Annotated in this window: 18 protein-coding genes and 1 tRNA gene; 8 read left to right on the top strand and 11 right to left on the bottom strand. The window is 73.2% G+C overall.

Going from position 1 to position 15,939, the window contains the following annotated elements; all coding sequences use genetic code 11:
* The first annotated feature begins 4 nt into the window (after positions 1–4).
* On the top strand, positions 5–598 hold the full coding sequence (locus ACFV9M_RS08520; RefSeq protein WP_385066881.1) for a TetR/AcrR family transcriptional regulator: 594 nt from the start codon (positions 5–7) through the stop codon (positions 596–598).
* 157 nt (positions 599–755) lie between these two features.
* Here the strand turns inward: ACFV9M_RS08520 and ACFV9M_RS08515 are convergent, their stop codons facing one another.
* From ACFV9M_RS08515 to ACFV9M_RS08505, 3 genes are all read right to left on the bottom strand, one after another.
* The gene (locus ACFV9M_RS08515) at positions 756–1,970 is read right to left on the bottom strand and encodes an acyl-CoA dehydrogenase family protein (protein WP_385066882.1); all 1,215 of its coding nucleotides are present in this window, start codon (positions 1,968–1,970) and stop codon (positions 756–758) included.
* Between the two features lie 5 nt (positions 1,971–1,975).
* Positions 1,976–2,998 carry a phosphotransferase family protein gene (locus tag ACFV9M_RS08510; RefSeq protein ID WP_385066884.1) on the bottom strand — a complete coding sequence of 341 codons (1,023 nt, stop codon included), beginning with the start codon at positions 2,996–2,998 and terminating at the stop codon, positions 1,976–1,978.
* A 178-nt stretch (positions 2,999–3,176) separates the two neighbouring features.
* Entirely contained in the window at positions 3,177–3,473 is a 297-nt protein-coding gene (locus tag ACFV9M_RS08505; RefSeq protein ID WP_385066887.1) for a hypothetical protein, read from the bottom strand.
* 112 nt (positions 3,474–3,585) lie between these two features.
* On the opposite strand from ACFV9M_RS08505, the gene ACFV9M_RS08500 reads away from it, so the two are divergent.
* Positions 3,586–4,548, top strand: coding sequence for an NADP-dependent oxidoreductase (locus ACFV9M_RS08500; protein WP_385066890.1), 963 nt, complete (start codon positions 3,586–3,588; stop codon positions 4,546–4,548).
* A 65-nt stretch (positions 4,549–4,613) separates the two neighbouring features.
* On the opposite strand, the gene ACFV9M_RS08495 is transcribed toward ACFV9M_RS08500, so the two are convergent.
* From ACFV9M_RS08495 to ACFV9M_RS08480, 4 genes are all read right to left on the bottom strand, one after another.
* Positions 4,614–4,937: a DUF202 domain-containing protein gene (locus tag ACFV9M_RS08495; RefSeq protein ID WP_385066891.1), complete on the bottom strand. Its 324-nt coding sequence runs from the start codon at positions 4,935–4,937 to the stop codon at positions 4,614–4,616.
* The gene (locus ACFV9M_RS08490) at positions 4,925–5,317 is read right to left on the bottom strand and encodes a YidH family protein (protein ID WP_385066894.1); all 393 of its coding nucleotides are present in this window, start codon (positions 5,315–5,317) and stop codon (positions 4,925–4,927) included. Before ACFV9M_RS08490 ends, ACFV9M_RS08495 begins: the two co-directional genes overlap by 13 nt.
* A 137-nt stretch (positions 5,318–5,454) precedes the next feature.
* Complete coding sequence (locus tag ACFV9M_RS08485) at positions 5,455–5,970, bottom strand: NUDIX hydrolase (protein WP_385066896.1); 516 nt, start codon at positions 5,968–5,970, stop codon at positions 5,455–5,457.
* 59 nt (positions 5,971–6,029) lie between these two features.
* Positions 6,030–6,923 carry a DMT family transporter gene (locus tag ACFV9M_RS08480; protein WP_385066899.1) on the bottom strand — a complete coding sequence of 298 codons (894 nt, stop codon included), beginning with the start codon at positions 6,921–6,923 and terminating at the stop codon, positions 6,030–6,032.
* Between the two features lie 485 nt (positions 6,924–7,408).
* On the opposite strand from ACFV9M_RS08480, the gene ACFV9M_RS08475 reads away from it, so the two are divergent.
* The 3 genes from ACFV9M_RS08475 (at position 7,409) to ACFV9M_RS08465 (ending at position 10,138) form a co-directional block, all read left to right on the top strand.
* Positions 7,409–8,452 carry a hypothetical protein gene (locus tag ACFV9M_RS08475; protein ID WP_385066902.1) on the top strand — a complete coding sequence of 348 codons (1,044 nt, stop codon included), beginning with the start codon at positions 7,409–7,411 and terminating at the stop codon, positions 8,450–8,452.
* A gap of 335 nt (positions 8,453–8,787) precedes the next feature.
* Positions 8,788–9,513, top strand: coding sequence for a molybdopterin-dependent oxidoreductase (locus ACFV9M_RS08470; RefSeq protein ID WP_385066905.1), 726 nt, complete (start codon positions 8,788–8,790; stop codon positions 9,511–9,513).
* Positions 9,497–10,138 (top strand): cytochrome b/b6 domain-containing protein, encoded by a 642-nt coding sequence (locus ACFV9M_RS08465; RefSeq protein WP_385066907.1) that lies wholly within the window; start codon positions 9,497–9,499, stop codon positions 10,136–10,138. Before ACFV9M_RS08470 ends, ACFV9M_RS08465 begins: the two co-directional genes overlap by 17 nt.
* A 224-nt stretch (positions 10,139–10,362) precedes the next feature.
* On the opposite strand, the gene ACFV9M_RS08460 is transcribed toward ACFV9M_RS08465, so the two are convergent.
* Both ACFV9M_RS08460 and ACFV9M_RS08455 read right to left on the bottom strand, forming a co-directional pair.
* Positions 10,363–11,760, bottom strand: coding sequence for a gluconate:H+ symporter (locus ACFV9M_RS08460; protein ID WP_385066910.1), 1,398 nt, complete (start codon positions 11,758–11,760; stop codon positions 10,363–10,365).
* A 71-nt stretch (positions 11,761–11,831) separates the two neighbouring features.
* Entirely contained in the window at positions 11,832–12,350 is a 519-nt protein-coding gene (locus tag ACFV9M_RS08455) for a gluconokinase (protein ID WP_385066912.1), read from the bottom strand.
* Between the two features lie 130 nt (positions 12,351–12,480).
* Here ACFV9M_RS08455 and ACFV9M_RS08450 point away from each other — a divergent pair, with 130 nt between their 5' ends.
* The gene (locus tag ACFV9M_RS08450) at positions 12,481–13,182 is read left to right on the top strand and encodes a FadR/GntR family transcriptional regulator (RefSeq protein WP_385066914.1); all 702 of its coding nucleotides are present in this window, start codon (positions 12,481–12,483) and stop codon (positions 13,180–13,182) included.
* 103 nt (positions 13,183–13,285) lie between these two features.
* Here the strand turns inward: ACFV9M_RS08450 and ACFV9M_RS08445 are convergent, their stop codons facing one another.
* Both ACFV9M_RS08445 and ACFV9M_RS08440 read right to left on the bottom strand, forming a co-directional pair.
* Positions 13,286–13,672, bottom strand: coding sequence for a YchJ family protein (locus ACFV9M_RS08445; RefSeq protein ID WP_385066916.1), 387 nt, complete (start codon positions 13,670–13,672; stop codon positions 13,286–13,288).
* Positions 13,673–13,764: 92 nt separating this feature from the next.
* Positions 13,765–13,849: transfer RNA gene (locus ACFV9M_RS08440), tRNA-Leu, on the bottom strand.
* Positions 13,850–14,051: 202 nt separating this feature from the next.
* Between ACFV9M_RS08440 and ACFV9M_RS08435 the strand changes: the two genes are divergently transcribed.
* A complete protein-coding gene (locus tag ACFV9M_RS08435) occupies positions 14,052–15,380 on the top strand; it encodes a M20/M25/M40 family metallo-hydrolase (RefSeq protein ID WP_385066918.1) in 1,329 nt (442 codons plus the stop codon).
* A 166-nt stretch (positions 15,381–15,546) separates the two neighbouring features.
* Positions 15,547–15,780: a chaplin ChpH gene (gene chpH, locus ACFV9M_RS08430; RefSeq protein ID WP_385066921.1), complete on the top strand. Its 234-nt coding sequence runs from the start codon at positions 15,547–15,549 to the stop codon at positions 15,778–15,780.
* Positions 15,781–15,939: the final 159 nt, after the last annotated feature.

Genomic DNA, 15,939 nt, shown 5'->3' with positions numbered 1-15,939 from the left:
GGCAGTGCCCAGGACGACGGACGGTGACGGGACACCCGTGCCGCAGCGGCTGCTGGCCGCCGCCACCCGGCTCTTCGCCGAGCGGGGCTACGACCGCACCTCCGTGCAGGAGATCGTCGAGGCGGCCGGCGTCACCAAGGGGGCGCTCTACCACTACTTCGGCTCCAAGGACGACCTCCTGCACGAGGTGTACGCGCGCGTGCTGCGCGTCCAGCAGGAGCGGCTGGACGCCTTCGCCGGCGCCGACGAGCCGATCGAGAAGCGTCTGAGGGACGCGGCGGCCGACGTCGTCGTCACGACGATCGAGAACCTCGACGACGCGTCGATCTTCTTCCGCTCGATGCACCACCTGAGCCCCGAGAAGAACAAGCAGGTCCGGGCCGAGCGCCGCCGCTACCACGAGCGCTTCCGCGCCCTGGTCGAGGAGGGCCAGGAGGCCGGGGTGTTCTCCACGGCGACCCCCGCCGACCTGGTCGTGGACTACCACTTCGGCTCGGTCCACCACCTGTCGACCTGGTACCGCCCCGACGGGCCGATGAGCCCCAAGGAGGTCGCCGACCACCTGGCCGACCTGCTGCTGCGCGCCCTGCGCCCGTAGCCGCCCCGCCCTCCGGAGGGCGTGCCCGTACAGCCCGTCCGGCGTTCGAGGACGAGGCCCGTCCAGGGCCGAAACGGGGCTCTGGGGGCGGAGCCCCCGGGTACGGGACGGGCAGGGGCGGCGGGGGCGAGGAACCCTCGGCCGCCCCTGCGGCCGGTCACGCGTACTTCTTCAGCTCCCGCCGCGCCAGCGACCGCTGGTGCACCTCGTCCGGCCCGTCGGCGAGCATCAGGGTCCGGGCCCCGGCGTACAGCTCGGCCAGCGGGAAGTCCTGGCTCACCCCGCCCGCGCCGTGCAACTGGATCGCCCGGTCGATGATGCCGACCACGGCCCGGGGAGTGGCGATCTTGATCGCCTGGATCTCCGTGTGGGCGCCCCGGTTGCCGACCGTGTCCATCATCCAGGCCGTCTTCAGCACCAGCAGCCGCAACTGCTCGACCGTCACCCGCGCGTCGGCGATCCAGTTGTGCACCACGCCCTGCTGCGCCAGCGCCTTGCCGAACGCCGTGCGGGACACCGCCCGCCGGCACATCAGCTCGATGGCCCGCTCCGCCATGCCGATCAGGCGCATGCAGTGGTGGATGCGGCCCGGTCCGAGCCGGGCCTGGGCGATGGCGAAGCCGCCGCCCTCCTCGCCGATCAGGTTCGTCACCGGCACGCGCGCGTGGTCGAAGACCACCTCGGCGTGGCCGCCGTGGTAGTGGTCCTCGTAGCCGAAGACCCTCATCGCGCGCCGCACGGTCACCCCCGGGGTGTCGCGCGGCACGAGCACCATGGACTGCTGGCGGCGGATGTCCGCCCCGTCCGGGTCCGTCTTGCCCATCACGATGAAGATCGCGCAGTCCGGGTCCATCGCCCCGGAGATGTACCACTTGCGGCCGGTGACGACGTACTCGTCGCCGTCCCGCTCGATGCGCGTGGTGATGTTCGTGGCGTCGGAGGAGGCCACCTCCGGCTCCGTCATCGCGAACGCCGAGCGGATCTCCCCGGCCAGCAGCGGCTCCAGCCACTGCTTGCGCTGCCGCTCGTCGCCGAACTGCGCCAGCACCTCCATGTTGCCGGTGTCGGGTGCCGAGCAGTTCAGCGCGGTGGGCGCGAGCTGCGGGCTGCGGCCGGTGATCTCCGCCAGCGGCGCGTACTGGAGGTTGGTCAGCCCGGCGCCGTACTCGGAGTCGGGCAGGAAGAGGTTCCACAGCCCCTGCCGGCGCGCCTCGGCCTTCAGCTCCTCCACCACCGCCGGGGTCTCCCACGGCGAGGCGAGCGCGGCCCGCTGCTCCTCGACGACCGCCTCGGCCGGGTACACGTAATCGTCCATGAAGGCGAGCAGCTTGGCGCGGAGTTCCTCGGTGCGCGCGTCGAACGCGAAGTCCATGGGCGTCAGCCTTCCTGGAGGGTGGTCAGTCCGTGGTCGATGAAGACGGGCACGAGGTCACCGATGCGGTCGAAGCCGCGGCCGACCGTCTGGCCCAGGGTGTAGCGGTAGTGGATGCCCTCCAGGATCACGGCGAGCTTGAACCACGCGAACGCCGTGTACCAGGAGACGGCCGAGACGTCGCGCCCCGAGCGGGCCGCGTACCGTTCGATCAGTTCGGCCGGATCCGGGTGCCCCGGGGCCTCGGCGGTGGTGGAGACGGGCGAGTCGGGCGTCCCGAGCGGCATGCAGTACATCACCAGCAGACCCAGGTCGGTGAGCGGGTCGCCGAGCGTCGACATCTCCCAGTCGAGGATCGCCCTGATCGTGTCGTCCTCGCCGATCAGGACGTTGTCGAGCCGGTAGTCGCCGTGCACGACGGCCGGGGCGGGGGAGGAGGGCAGGTCCCGGCCGAGCGCCGCGTGCAGCTCGTCGATGCCCGCCAGGTCCCGGTTGCGGGAGGCGTCCAGCTGCTTGCCCCAGCGCCGCAGCTGGCGGTCGAGGAAGCCCTCGGGGCGGCCGAAGTCGCCGAGGCCCACCTCGGCGGGGTCCACCGCGTGCAGCTCCACGAGCGTGTCCACCAGCGACAGGACGGCGCCCCGGGTGCGCTCCGTGCCCAGCGGGGCGAGCTGCTCGGCGGTCCGGTAGGGCGTGCCCTCCACGAACTCCATCACGTAGAACGGCGCGCCGAGCACCTCCTCGTCCTCGCACAGCAGCACCGGCGCCGGCACCGGCACGCTGGTCGGGTGCAGGGCGCTGATCACCCGGTGCTCGCGCCGCATGTCGTGCGCGGTGGCCAGGACGTGGCCGAGCGGGGGCCGCCGTACGACCCACTTCGCCTCGCCGTCGGAGACCGCGTAGGTGAGGTTCGACCGTCCGCCCTCGATCAGCCGGCCGCCGAGCGGGCCGTGGACCAGACCGGGCCGCTCGCGGTCGAGCAGGGTGCGCAGCCGGTCGAGGTCGAGTCCGGGCGGGTGGTCGGGGCTCATGCGTCGCTCCTACGGACGGGTCAACGAGACCTGCCCCATGATGCCGACCGGTCGGTATGCCGTCCAGAGGCGGTGCCCAACGTGATCGGCGCCACCCGAGGGCGGCGGTTTCCCGCACGCCGTCCGGGCAGCCGCCGCGGCTCCGCCGCCCGCCGCCGCACCGCGCGCGGCGGACGGCTCAGTGGTCGTCCCAGTGCCCCTCGTGCTCGGCGTGCCGGTGGCCGTCGTGCAGGTAGTCGACGTGGTCGCCGTGGAGCACGCGCGCGTGCCCGCAGCCCTCGCCGTGCCGGTGCTCGTGCCCCTCGTGGGGCATGTGCCCGCCGGGCTCGCACTCGTCCCAGTGGCCGCCGTGCTCGCGGTGCAGGTGCCCGTCGTGGGCGTAGTCGACGTGGTCGCCGTGCGGGACCTCGGGGTGCCCGCAGTCCGGGCCGTGGAGATGGGTGTGGGCCGTGTGCTCCTTGTGGAGGGTGGTCATGGTGCTCGCCTCCGGGGGTACGGGGTGGACGACGGCCAGGCTGCCACGCGAACGGCACATATCGGGACATCCGGGCTTGCGTGGCGCTCGAGTACCCCGGAGGGTCGAAGGCATGAAGGGCATCAGCTACAGCCGGTACGGCGGTCCCGAGGTCCTCGAGTACGGGGAGGTGCGCGACCCGAAGGTCGGCCCCGACTCGGTCCTCGTCAAGGTGCGGGCGGCCGCCGTCAACCCGGTCGACTGGAAGTGCCGCGAGGGCCTGCTCGACGGGATCCTCGACGCCGCGTTCCCCGTGATCCCCGGCTGGGACGTCGCGGGCGTCGTGGTCCGGCCCGGCGCGTCCGTCCCGGAGTTCTCGGTCGGCGACGAGGTCATCGGCTACGTCCGCGAGGACTTCCTCTCCCGCGGCACCTTCGCCGAGTACGTCGCCGCCCCGGTGCGCGCCCTCGCCCGCAAACCGCGCAACCTCACCTGGGAGGAGGCCGCCGGGCTGCCCCTGGCGGGCCTCACCGCCTACCAGGTGCTGACCCGCGCCCTCCAGGTGAAGCGCGGCGAGACCGTCCTGATCCACGCGGCCGCGGGCGGCGTCGGCTCGATCGCCGTCCAGCTCGCCCACCACCTGGGCGCCCGGGTCATCGGTACGGCGAGCGAGCCCCACCACGACTTCGTCCGCTCCCTCGGCGGCGAACCCGTGACCTACGGCGAGGGCCTGGCCGAACGCGTGCGGGGCCTCGCCCCGGAGGGCGTCGACGCGGCCTTCGACACCATCGGCGGCGACACCCTGAAGACCTCCGCCAACCTGCTGGCCCCCGAGGGCCGCCTGGTCTCGATCGCCGACCAGGACGTCGTCGACTACGGCGGCCGCTACTGCTTCGTCCGCCCCGACGCCGAGGACCTCGCCCGACTGGCCGAACTGGCGGAACAGGGCGCGGTGTCCGTCCACGTCTCGCGGACCTACCCCCTCGACCGCGCGGCGGACGCCCACCGCGCCAACCAGGAGGGGCGCACCCAGGGCAAGATCGTGGTGACGGTGGAGTGGGAGGAGGAGACGGGGACGGAGGCGACGGGCTGGTAGCCGTAGCCGTAGCCGTAGCCGCAGCGGCGGTCGCGGTCGCCGGGTGGGCGCGAGGCGGGTACGGCCTAGACGACGACCAGGGCCGCCGCGCACACCGCCATCGCCACCGCGCACAGGACGGCCGCCGTGGCGTGCGCCGGGGCCAGGGCCGGTGGCGCGGGCGCCGCCGCGAGGACGCGGATCCGGCGGTGGGCGAGCAGCAGGAAGGCCAGCCAGAGCCCGCAGCACAGCGCGCAGACCACGATCCCGCCGGCCGACGGCCCGCCGTGCAGCGCCGTCTTCACGGCCAGGACGGCGGCCACGGTGCTCGACAGCGTCGTCCGCCGCCAGGCGAGCCGCGTCCGCTCGGGCTGGAGCCCGGGGTCGCGACCGCCGTTCACCCGTCCCATCCGAGCAGCACCACGGCGACCATCGCGACGGCCACCACCGCGACGGCGAGACTGAGCAGCGCGGGGAACCGGGACGTCGGCAGGTCCTCGCCCCGCCGCATCGCCCGTTCGCACCGCACCCAGTGGTTCACCGCGCGCAACGAGCACAGCACGCCCGCCGCCAGCAGCGCCAGCGCGAACCCGACCCGCCAGCCCCACCGCAGGTCGGGCAGGAACTGGTCCACCGCGAACCCGCCGCCGACCAGCGCGAGCGCGGTCCGCAGCCACGCCAGGAAGGTGCGCTCGTTGGCCAGCGAGAAGCGGTAGTCGGGGGTACCCCCCTCCTGCCGCACCCTCTCGGGCACGAACCACAACCGGACGTTCCGCGCGAAGTCGATCACTCTCAGGACCCTACCCGGGGCCTGTCGAACAGGCGTTGCCAGCGTGCTGGTGGGACAAAGGACCCGCAGGGCACAGGCGCCCCCCCCGCGGCACAGGCGGCATGTCCGGCACCAGCGGCCGCCGGGCGCCGCTCCGCTCAGCCCGTCGCCCGGTGGGCCCTGAGCCGCTCGTACGCCGCCGCCCCGTCCGGCACCCACTCCCACTCGGACAGCCGCCGCTCGACCTCCTCCTCGGACAGGAAGCCGTACCAGGCGACCTCCTCCGCCTGGGGCCGTACGGGCAGCTCGCAGCGCACCTCGTACACCGCCGACCACCAGGTCCGCCCGGCGCCGTCGTCGTACAGGAACTTGAAGAGGAACTCCGGGCGGGGCAGCCCGCTCACGCCGAGTTCCTCCTCGGCCTCCCGCAGGGCCGCGTCGTCGTACGCCTCGCCCGCGCCGACCACCCCGCCGACGAACATGTCGTACAGGGAGGGGAAGACCAGTTTGGTCGGGGTGCGGCGGTGGACGAAGAGCCGGCCGTCGGCGTCCCGCGCCTGGACGAAGACGCAACGGTGGCGCAGACCGGCCGCGTAGGCGTCACCCCGGGGGGACTGTCCGACGACCCGGTCGTGCTCGTCGACGATGTCGAGGATCTCGTCAGCAGTGCTCATGCGCCCATCCAAGCAGGCGCCGGACGGCGCCCGTCGTCCGGCCGGACCCCGTCCCGGCCTCAGCTCGGCTGGAGGCCGCGCACCCGCTCGCGGGCGGTGGTGCCCTGCGGCAGCGCCGGGTGCAGCCCGAGCAGCACGATGCCCGCGACGACCGCCGCGAGTCCCGCCGCCTCCCACGCCAGCGCGCCGGTGTCGGTGCGCAGCCGGTCCCCGAGGAAGCCGACCCCGCAGAGGATCCCGGCGAGCGGCTGGGCCGCGGTCAGCGCGGGCAGCGACATGCGCAGCGGTGCCGTCTCGAACGCGCTCTGCACCAGGACGAGCCCGGTCACCCCGAGGGCCGGCACGGCGTACGGCTGCCAGCCGCTCAGCATCCCGACGAGGCCCGCCTCGGCGAAGCGGTCCCCGCTGACCCGGGTCAGGGCGTCCTGCACGCCGTACAGGAGCCCGGCCGCGAGGGAGAGCAGCACCGGGGCCGAGGACAGCCGGGTGCGCTTGGCGTACACCGTGAGGAGCAAAGCCGGCCCGACCGTCGCGCCGATGATCAGCCAGTGCCGCAGCGGGTCGGTGGCGGCGGTGCCGCCCCGCGGTTCGCCCGCCAGCAGGAACGCGCTCACTCCGCCCGCGAGGAGGACCAGGCCCGCCCAGCCCTGGCGGCCCACGGGCTGCCTGGTCCGGTGGCGGGAGAGGGCGAGCGCGAAGAGGAGGTTCGTCGCCAGCAGGGGCTCCACGAGGGAGATCTCGCCCTTGCCCAGCGCGATCGCGCCCAGGACCATGCCGGCCACCATCAGCCCGATGCCGCCCAGCCAGCGCGGCACCCGCATCAGGTCGAGCAGCAGCCGGGGCGACAGGAAGTCGCCGAGGGGCGCCTGCTGTGCCGCGCTCTGCTGGAGGACGAAACCGAAGCCCAGGCAGCAGGCGGCGCTCACGGCGAGAACCAGAACCAGAACCGACACGCTGCGTACCTCGATCACCGGGTCGGGCCACGGGAGTGCGTTGTGGCCGACTGCAGGCCCCCGGCGCCCTCCAGGCCCGGGGGTGCCCGGAAGCGGCTTCCGGGATGGCCCCGGGACCGGGCGGCTGACGCGGTCGCGGCACCCGACGGAACCGGCGCGGGGCCCGGCGGCGCGGGGCGACCGTACGGCCATGCTCCGCGACGGGAACGGGCGGCGCCATGGCGTACGCCACACCGCGCCCGGGCGTACCCGCCCCCACCAGGCAGGGCCGCGGCCAAGTACCCCGAATCCGGAAGAAGTTGACACCTGTCATGTGACCGCGGCCCTTGACGATGGGCGCGAGCTGAGGATTTCCTGTGGACGACCGGCCGCTCGCGGGCCGCTGCCAGGCCCGTCACCGAGGAGGATGAGGAAGTCCCGCGGTGCCCCCACCCCCGCTCCCCCTCGACCGAGACCGAAGCCGAGAGCCGGACCTGGACCTGGACTTGGACAGAGCCCGAGACCGAGACCTGGACCTGGACCACCTGGACCACCTGGACCTGGACCTGGACTTGGACCGAGACCCGGACCGCGAGCGCGCGGCCCGCCCGTCCGACGCGGCTCCCGACGCGGCTCCTGGCGCGGATCCCGATGCGGATCCAGGCGCGGCGCTCGACGACACCGACCTCGCCGCGGCCCGCTCCGCCCTGGCGCAGGGCCGCTGGCAGGCCGCCCGCTCGCTGCTCGCCCGCACCGGCGACGACTGGGACCGCCGCGGCCACCGCGTCGCCGTCCTCGCCCTCGAACCGTACGCGGCCGCCTGGGCCGGTGCGTGGCTGCTCGCCGAACCCGGCTCGGCCGACGCGGCCGTCCTGCGCGCCCTGGCCCGGGTCCGCCGGGCCCTGCGGGGCGAGGAGGACCCGGCGGGCGCCCGTACGGCCTGCCGTGCCGCCGCCGCGCTCGCGCCCGCCGACCCCACCCCGTGGCTCGGGCTGCTGATGCTGGAGCGCGAGGGCTCCGCCGACGCCGTGCGGATCTTCGAGGAGATCCGCACCCGCCACCGCGACCACCACCACGCCCACCACCTGATGGTCGCCCTGCTCGCCGAGCGCCGTGCGGCCGCCGGTCCGGACCCGCTGCACGAGGTCTACGAGTTCGCCGCCTGGGCCGCCGAGCAGGCCCCCGCGGACTCCCCGCTGGCGATCCTCCCGATCGTCGCGCACGCCGAGCGCTACCGTGCCCTGGCCGTCCGCGGCTTCGCCCCCGCCGACCCGGCCACCGCCGCGCACTGGCGCGACCCACGGGCCGGGGACGTGATGAAGGCCGCCTTCGACTGGTGGCTGGAGTGGGAGCACGAAGGCCACCCCCGCCGCCTGGTCGACCTGAACTACCTCGCCCACGCCAAGGTCTGCGAGGGGCGGTCCGCCGAGGCGGCCGCCCTGTTCCACCGCATCGGCGACCACGCCACCCCGGCACCCTGGTCCTACCCGGACCGCGACCCGTACGCCGCCTTCCGCGCGGCCCGGGCCGGCGCGCTCGGCGGCGGCTGACCGCGCGCCGGGACGCTTCTCTGCCCGGGACCGGGACGCGTCTCTGCCCGGGACCGGGACGCGTCTCTGCCCCGGGGACCGGGACGCTTCGGTTCCGAGGACGGGGAGGCCGGTCCCTCCCGAGGACCGGGACGCTTCCGATTCCGACGCCACGGGACCGCATCGCCCCGGGACCAGGCAATCGCCCCGGGACCAGGCAATCGCCCCGGGACCAGGCAATCGCCCCGGGACCGGGAAGGCCGTCACCTGAGGAGCAGGTGAGAACCGACCCCGGAACCCTGACCGTCCCCCCAGGCCACTGGCCAGGCCGGGCCCCCGAGTGCTCGAATGGACCCGTGCATCCCGAACAGCCCGAGGAACGCGGCGCCCCCGTCGGCCGCCGCGTCTTCCTCGGCACCCTCGGCCTGGGCGCCCTCGGCGTCGTCGCCGCTCCCACCCTCCAGCGCGGCATGGAGGACTTCCTCGGCGGCGCCGCCGACAAGGACCCCACCGGCCTCACCGGTCTCCTCCCCAACGGCGGCGGCTTCCGCTACTACTCGGTGACGTCGTCCGTCCCCCGCAAGAACGCCGGGACCTACCGCCTCGCCGTCGACGGCCTCGTCGACCGCCCCGCCGCCTACACCCTGGCCGACCTCAAGGGCCTGCCCCAGACCCGTCTGGTCAAGGACGTCCAGTGCGTCACCGGCTGGCGGGTGCCCGAAACCCCCTTCGAAGGCGTACGGCTGTCCGTGCTGCTCGACGCGGCCGGAGTGCGCGCGACGGCCGGCGCGGTCCGCTTCACCTGCTTCGACGGCGCCTACACCGAGAGCCTCACCCTCGCCCAGGCCCGCCGCGCCGACGTCCTGGTCGCCCTGCGCATGCAGGACGAGGACCTGGGCCACGACCACGGCGGCCCCGTCCGCCTCTACGTGGCGCCCATGTACTTCTACAAGTCCGCCAAGTGGCTCTCCGGCATCACCGTCACCGAGACGGTGCGCCCCGGCTACTGGGAGGAGCGCGGCTACGACGTCGACGCCTGGGTGGGCCGTTCGAACGGACGCGACGATGAACCCACGAGCTGAGACCGCGCCGACCGCGCCGACCGCGTCGGCCGCCACGGAAGTCCGTCGCTTCACCCCGGCCGAACGGTGGGTGCACCGGACGACGGCCGTGCTGATGGGCGTCTGCGTGGTGACGGCGTCCTTCCTCTACGTCCCCGAGTTCGCGCGGCTCGTCGGCCGCCGTGAGCTGGTGGTCCGCGTCCACGAGTGGGCCGGCCTCGCCCTGCCCGTACCCGTCCTGGCCGGTCTGGCCTCCCGGGCCTTCCGCGCCGACCTCGGCCGGCTCAACCGCTTCGGCCCGCACGACCGCCGCTGGCTGCGCGCCGCCCTGCGCCGCGACCGGCGGCGGGAGTCCCGGCCGGCCGGCAAGTTCAACGCCGGGCAGAAGATCTACGCCGCCTGGATCGCGGGCGCCACGCTGGTGATGCTGGGTACGGGACTGCTCATGTGGTTCACCCACCTCACCCCGATCATGTGGCGTACCAGCGCGACCTTCGTCCACGACTGGCTGGCCCTGACCATCGGCATCGTCCTCGCCGGCCACATCGGCATGGCCCTGGGCGACCCGGAGGCCCGGCGGGGCATGCGGACCGGGGCGGTGAGCCGGGAGTGGGCCGGGCGGGAGCATCCGCTGTGGCGCGGATGAGGGACTCGGGCGGCGGGCGCACCGGCACCTGACCTGAGCGGCGCGGGTGGACGGAGCCGGAGCAGCAGGCGGGGGCGGCGGTCGCCGGGGCGCCGCCCGGCCGGGCGGCGCCCGAGGGGCGGGCCCGGTGGAACGCGATCGGAGCGGCCGGCACCCGGCAGCCGCGGAGCCCTTGCATGAGCGGTCCCCGCGGCTGCCGGAACCCCCTAGATGATCGCCGCCCTCTAGATGATCAGTGACAGGAGCAGGACCAGGCCGCCGGCCACGACCGAGATGATCGTCTCCATCACGGACCAGGTCTTGACCGTCTGGCCGACGCTCAGCCCGAAGTACTCCTTCACCAGCCAGAAACCGGCGTCGTTGACATGGCTGAAGAAGAGGGAGCCGGCACCGATGGCCAGGACCAGCAGGGCCGTGTGGGTGGTCGACATGTCGGCCGCGAGGGGAGCGACCAGACCGGCCGCCGAGACCGTCGCCACCGTCGCCGAGCCGGTCGCCAGCCGGATCACCACCGCGATCAGCCAGGCCAGCAGCAGCGCCGGGATCGACCAGTCCTCGGAGATCTCCAGGACCATCTGCCCCACGCCGGAGTCGATCAGCGTCTGCTTGAAGCCGCCGCCCGCGCCGACGATCAGCAGGATGCCCGCGATCGGCGCGAGGCCCTTCTCGACGAGCTGGGAGAGCCGCTCCTTGGAGAACCCGGCCGGCCGGCCCAGCGTGAACATGCCGACTATGACGGCGGCCAGCAGGGCGATCAGCGGGGAGCCGACGACGTCGAAGACGCGCTGCACGGAGTGCTCGGGGTCGTCCACGACGATGTCGACCAGCGCCTTGGCCAGCATCAGCACGACCGGCAGCATGATGGTCCCCAGCGTGGCACCGAAGCCCGGACGGCGCTCCAGCTCCTCCGAGGGGCGCTGCGGGATCATGCGGTCCGGCGCGGGCACGTCCACCCAGCGGGCGGCGAACCGGGAGAACACCGGACCGGCGATGATCACGGTCGGGATGGCGATCAGGACGCCCAGCGCGAGTGTGACACCGAGGTTGGCCTGGACGGCGTCGATCGCCACGAGCGGGCCCGGGTGCGGCGGGACCAGGCCGTGCATCACGGACAGACCGGCGAGCGCCGGGATGCCGATCCGCATGAGCGAGAAGTTGCCGCGCTTGGCGACCATGAGCACGACCGGGATCAGCAGCACGACCCCGACCTCGAAGAAGAGCGGCAGACCGATCACGGAGGCGATCAGCACCATCGCCCACGGCATCGAACGGCCGCTCGCCCTGGCGAGGATCGTGTCCACGATCTGGTCGGCGCCGCCGGAGTCGGCGAGCAGCTTGCCGAGGATCGCGCCCAGCGCGATCAGCACGCCCACCCCGGCGACCGTGGAACCCAGGCCGGCGGTGAAGCTGGTGATGGCCTTGTCGAGCGGCGCCCCGGCGAACGCGCCCAGCGCGAGCGAGCCGATGGTGAGGGCCAGGAAGGCGTGGAGCTTGAACTTGGTGATGAGCAGGACGATGACGGCGATGCCGGCCAGCACGGCGATGCCCAGCTGGGCGTGGCCGGCCGAGGTGATCGGCTCGACGGTGTCCGCTGCCAGCATCTCGACGCTGAGTCTGGTCACGGGGGTCACGTGGGTCCCTTACTGATACGGGGGATGGGGGAGAGGGAGAGGAAGGGGCTCGCGCGGCGGGCCTACGCGGCCGGCTCGGGGAGCGACGCCAGGGCCTCCACGGCCCGCCGGCTGATCTCCTCGGGACTGCCCGACACGTCCACGACGACCCCGGCCTCGTCCTCCTGGAGCGGCTGGAGCGTGGCGAACTGGGAGTCGAGCAGCGCGGTCGGCATGAAATGCCCCTGCCGCTGCGCCATCCGGTCCTCGATGAGTGCGCGGTCGCCCGCCAGGTGGACGAAGACCAGGTCGGGCGCGGCGGTCCGCAGCCGGTCCCGGTAGGACCGCTTCAGTGCCGAGCAGCTGACCACCCCGCCGAGCCCGGCCCGCCCGTGCGCCCAGGTGCCGATGGCGTCGAGCCAGGGCCACCTGTCGTCGTCGTCGAGCGGGGTGCCGGCCGACATCTTCGCGATGTTGGCCTGCGGGTGGAAGTCGTCGCCCTCGGCGTACGGGACGCCCAGCCGGGCGGCGAGCAGCGGACCGATCGTGGTCTTGCCCGTACCGGCGACGCCCATCACCGCGACGACGTGGGGGGTTCGCATCTCTGCCTCGCTGTCTTCCTCGACACCTGATGTCGACGACACTGAAACCCATTAGGTACGACTAATTCAAGAGTCTGTGACAAATAAGTCTGACTTTTGGGCCCCGTGACGTACCCCGTACGCTGAGTGCATGACCACTCCGGGCCGGGGTCTGCACGGCCAAGTACTGGACACCCTCGGCCCCGCGATCACTGCGGGCGAGTACCCTCCGGGCAGCGTCCTGCGTACCGACGAGCTGGCCCAGCGCTTCGACGTCTCCCGCTCGGTGATGCGCGAGGCGGTCCGCGTCCTGGAGTCCATGCACCTCGTCGAGTCCCGCCGCCGGGTGGGTGTGACGGTGCGTCCGAAGGCCGAGTGGAACGTCTACGACCCGCAGGTCATCCGCTGGCGTCTGGCGGGCGCCGACCGCCCCCACCAGCTGCGCTCGCTCACCGTCCTGCGCTCGGCGATCGAGCCGGTGGCCGCCGCTCTTGCGGCGCGCAACGCCACGGCGGGGCAGTGCGCCGAACTGACCGAGTGCGCCCTGGGCATGGTCGCCAACTCGCGCGGCCACCGGCTGGAGGCGTACCTCTTCCACGACGTGGCCTTCCACCGGGTGATCCTCGTGGCCTCCGGCAACGAGATGTTCGCCCGCCTCGGCGATGTCGTCGCCGAGGTCCTGGCCGGCCGCACCCACCACGAGGTGATGTTCGAGGACCCCGATCCGGCCGCCGTCACCCTGCACGTCCAGCTCGCGGAGGCGGTCCGCGAGGGCGACGCGGACCGCGCGGAGAAACTGACCCGGGAGATCACGGCGGGCGCGCTCCAGGAACTGGACATCCTGGCGCCGTAGACATAGCCCGCATCCCTCCCCGCCGCACACCGCACACCGCCGTGACGCCGTAGCCCCGCCCCACCGCACCCACGCCGCCGCCCGCGCGGGCGAAGGCCTGCCGCTACTCCGCCGGGAACTCCCCGTCGACGTACACCCAGCCCCCGTCGACCCGCTCGAACCGGCTCCGCTCGCGCAGGGCGCCGCCCCGGTAGGAGGCCCGGAACTCCACGACGCCCGTGGGGTGGAAGGCGGACCCGTCCACCGTGTCGAGGATCTCCAGCCCGGTCCACCGCATCCGCGGATCGAGGTCGAGCCGCTCGGGCCGGGTCCGCGGATGCCAGGTCCGCAGCAGGTAGCCGGCGTCCCCCTTCACGAAGGCGCTGTACCGCGAGCGCATCAACGCCTCGGCGGTCGGCGCGGCGGCGGCGCCGGAGTGGAAGCGGCCGCAGCACTGCGCGTACGGCCCGGACAGCCCGCACGGGCAGGAACGGCTGGTCATGGTCACCATTGTGCGGGACGGCGGGACGGCGGGACGGCGGGAGCCGGTCGCGGACACGAGTGAGGGCCGCGACCTGACGGTCGCGGCCCTCACTCTCCGTGTGTCCGAGGGGGGACTTGAACCCCCACGCCCGATAAAGGGCACTAGCACCTCAAGCTAGCGCGTCTGCCATTCCGCCACCCGGACAAGGTGTCTGTCGTGCGGGGTTTCCCCCGCGGTGACGTCGTAAACATTACCAGGCTTTCCGGGGTGCCCGATCACAGGTGGGCCGCCGGGCGCCGCGGCGGACGTGAACGGGGTGTGACGGGCCGGGGCCGCTCTTGGGCGCGGACGGCGGGCGGGGGGAGGATGAGGGTGACCCACAGCAGCGACAGCGGGAGGAACCAGCGTGAGCGCGACGGACGACACGGCCAGGGGCGTCACCGGCGAGGACGAGGTCGTGGACCTCTGCCGCGAGCTGATCCGGTTCGACACCAGCAACTACGGCGACCACTCGGGACCGGGTGAGCGCGCGGCGGCCGAGTACGTCGCCGAGAAGCTCGCCGAGGTGGGGCTGGAGCCGAAGATCTTCGAGTCGCACCCCGGCCGGGCCTCCACCGTGGCCCGCATCGAGGGCGAGGACCCGTCCCGGCCCGCGCTGCTGATCCACGGCCACCTCGACGTCGTACCGGCCAACGCGGCCGACTGGACCCACGACCCGTTCTCCGGCGAGGTCGCCGACGGGTGCGTGTGGGGGCGGGGCGCCGTCGACATGAAGGACATGGACGCGATGACCCTGGCGGTCGTCCGCGACCGGCTGCGCACCGGGCGCAGGCCCCCGCGCGACATCGTGCTCGCGTTCCTCGCCGACGAGGAGGCGGGCGGCACGTACGGCGCCCGCTACCTCGTCGACCACCACCCCGAGCTGTTCGAGGGCGTCACCGAGGCGATCAGCGAGGTGGGCGGGTTCTCCTTCACGGTGAGCGAGCAGCGGCGGCTCTACCTGATCCAGACGGCCGAGAAGGGCATGCACTGGATGAAGCTCACCGTCGCCGGCACCGCCGGGCACGGTTCGATGATCCACCGGGACAACGCGATCACCGAGCTGTCGGAGGCGGTCGCGCGGCTGGGCCGCCACAAGTTCCCGGTACGGGTCACCAAGACCACCCGGGCCTTCCTCGACGAGCTCGGGGACGCGCTCGGCCTCGAACTGGACCCGGAGGACATGGAGTCGACCCTCGCCCGGCTCGGCGGCATCGCCAAGCTGATCGGCGCCACCCTCAGCAACACCGCCAACCCGACCCAGCTCGGCGCCGGCTACAAGGTCAACGTCATCCCGGGCGAGGCCACCGCCCACGTCGACGGGCGCTTCCTGCCGGGGCACGAGGAGGAGTTCCTCGCCGACCTCGACCGGATCCTCGGGCCGAAGGTGCGGCGGGAGGACGTGCACGCCGACAAGGCCGTGGAGACGTCGTTCGACGGGGCGCTGGTGGAGTCGATGCAGTCGGCGCTGCTCGCCGAGGACCCCACCGCCAAGGCCATCCCCTACATGCTCTCCGGCGGGACGGACGCCAAGTCCTTCGACGACCTCGGCATCCGCGGCTTCGGCTTCGCCCCGCTGAAGCTGCCGCCGGAGCTGGACTTCGCCGGCATGTTCCACGGCGTCGACGAGCGGGTGCCGGTGGACGGGCTCCAGTTCGGGGTGCGCGTGCTCGACCGTTTCATCGACGCGTCCTGAATTGTCCCGGTGAAACGAGTTTCGATTAATCGTGCGCCTGTGCGGACCCGACTGGGAAGAGTGAATGCGACGATAAGCGCGTAGCCTCATTAATTCCTCCTCGTTACTGGTGATGCGATCCGCTGATTGGGATCGCTTTGATCGCTTTTGTCGACTAGGAGGAATAATGATCAAGAAGGTCGTCGCCGTCGCGGCTGCCACCGGTGGGCTGGTTCTCGCGGGCGCGGGCCTGGCCGTCGCCGACTCCGGTGCCCAGGGTGCCGCCGTGCACTCCCCGGGCGTCGCGTCCGGCAACGTGATCCAGGTGCCCGTGCACGTCCCCGTGAACGCCTGCGGCAACACGATCTCGGTGATCGGGCTGCTGAACCCGGCCTTCGGCAACTACTGCGTCAACAAGTGACGTCGACCCGCTGAGGGTCGTCCACACCGTCGGGGGCCGCGCGGGGCGCCCCCCCGCCCGGGCCCCCCCCGCGTTTTTGGGGGCGTGACCCGGCCGGGGACGGAAAAACCCCACAATCCGAACAAGAGGGAAAAGTCGCAGAAACCCAGGGCAAAACGG

The organism is Streptomyces sp. NPDC059895 (assembly GCF_042731035.1).
Taxonomy (GTDB): Bacteria; Actinomycetota; Actinomycetes; order Streptomycetales; family Streptomycetaceae; genus Streptomyces.
The sequence above is the reverse complement of the archived record's forward strand: the minus strand, read 5'-3'. Positions and strand labels throughout refer to the sequence as shown.

Excerpts from the sequence above, each read along its gene's own strand:
- ACFV9M_RS08515 (WP_385066882.1), bottom strand. The coding sequence starts at position 1,970 with ATGGACTTCGCGTTCGACGCGCGCACCGAGGAACTCCGCGCCAAGCTG.
- ACFV9M_RS08510 (WP_385066884.1), bottom strand. The coding sequence starts at position 2,998 with ATGAGCCCCGACCACCCGCCCGGACTCGACCTCGACCGGCTGCGCACC.
- ACFV9M_RS08505 (WP_385066887.1), bottom strand. The coding sequence starts at position 3,473 with ATGACCACCCTCCACAAGGAGCACACGGCCCACACCCATCTCCACGGC.
- ACFV9M_RS08500 (WP_385066890.1), top strand. The coding sequence starts at position 3,586 with ATGAAGGGCATCAGCTACAGCCGGTACGGCGGTCCCGAGGTCCTCGAG.
- ACFV9M_RS08495 (WP_385066891.1), bottom strand. The coding sequence starts at position 4,937 with ATGGGACGGGTGAACGGCGGTCGCGACCCCGGGCTCCAGCCCGAGCGG.
- ACFV9M_RS08485 (WP_385066896.1), bottom strand. The coding sequence starts at position 5,970 with ATGAGCACTGCTGACGAGATCCTCGACATCGTCGACGAGCACGACCGG.
- ACFV9M_RS08465 (WP_385066907.1), top strand. The coding sequence starts at position 9,497 with ATGAACCCACGAGCTGAGACCGCGCCGACCGCGCCGACCGCGTCGGCC.
- ACFV9M_RS08455 (WP_385066912.1), bottom strand. The coding sequence starts at position 12,350 with ATGCGAACCCCCCACGTCGTCGCGGTGATGGGCGTCGCCGGTACGGGC.
- ACFV9M_RS08450 (WP_385066914.1), top strand. The coding sequence starts at position 12,481 with ATGACCACTCCGGGCCGGGGTCTGCACGGCCAAGTACTGGACACCCTC.
- ACFV9M_RS08445 (WP_385066916.1), bottom strand. The coding sequence starts at position 13,672 with ATGGTGACCATGACCAGCCGTTCCTGCCCGTGCGGGCTGTCCGGGCCG.
- chpH (WP_385066921.1), top strand. The coding sequence starts at position 15,547 with ATGATCAAGAAGGTCGTCGCCGTCGCGGCTGCCACCGGTGGGCTGGTT.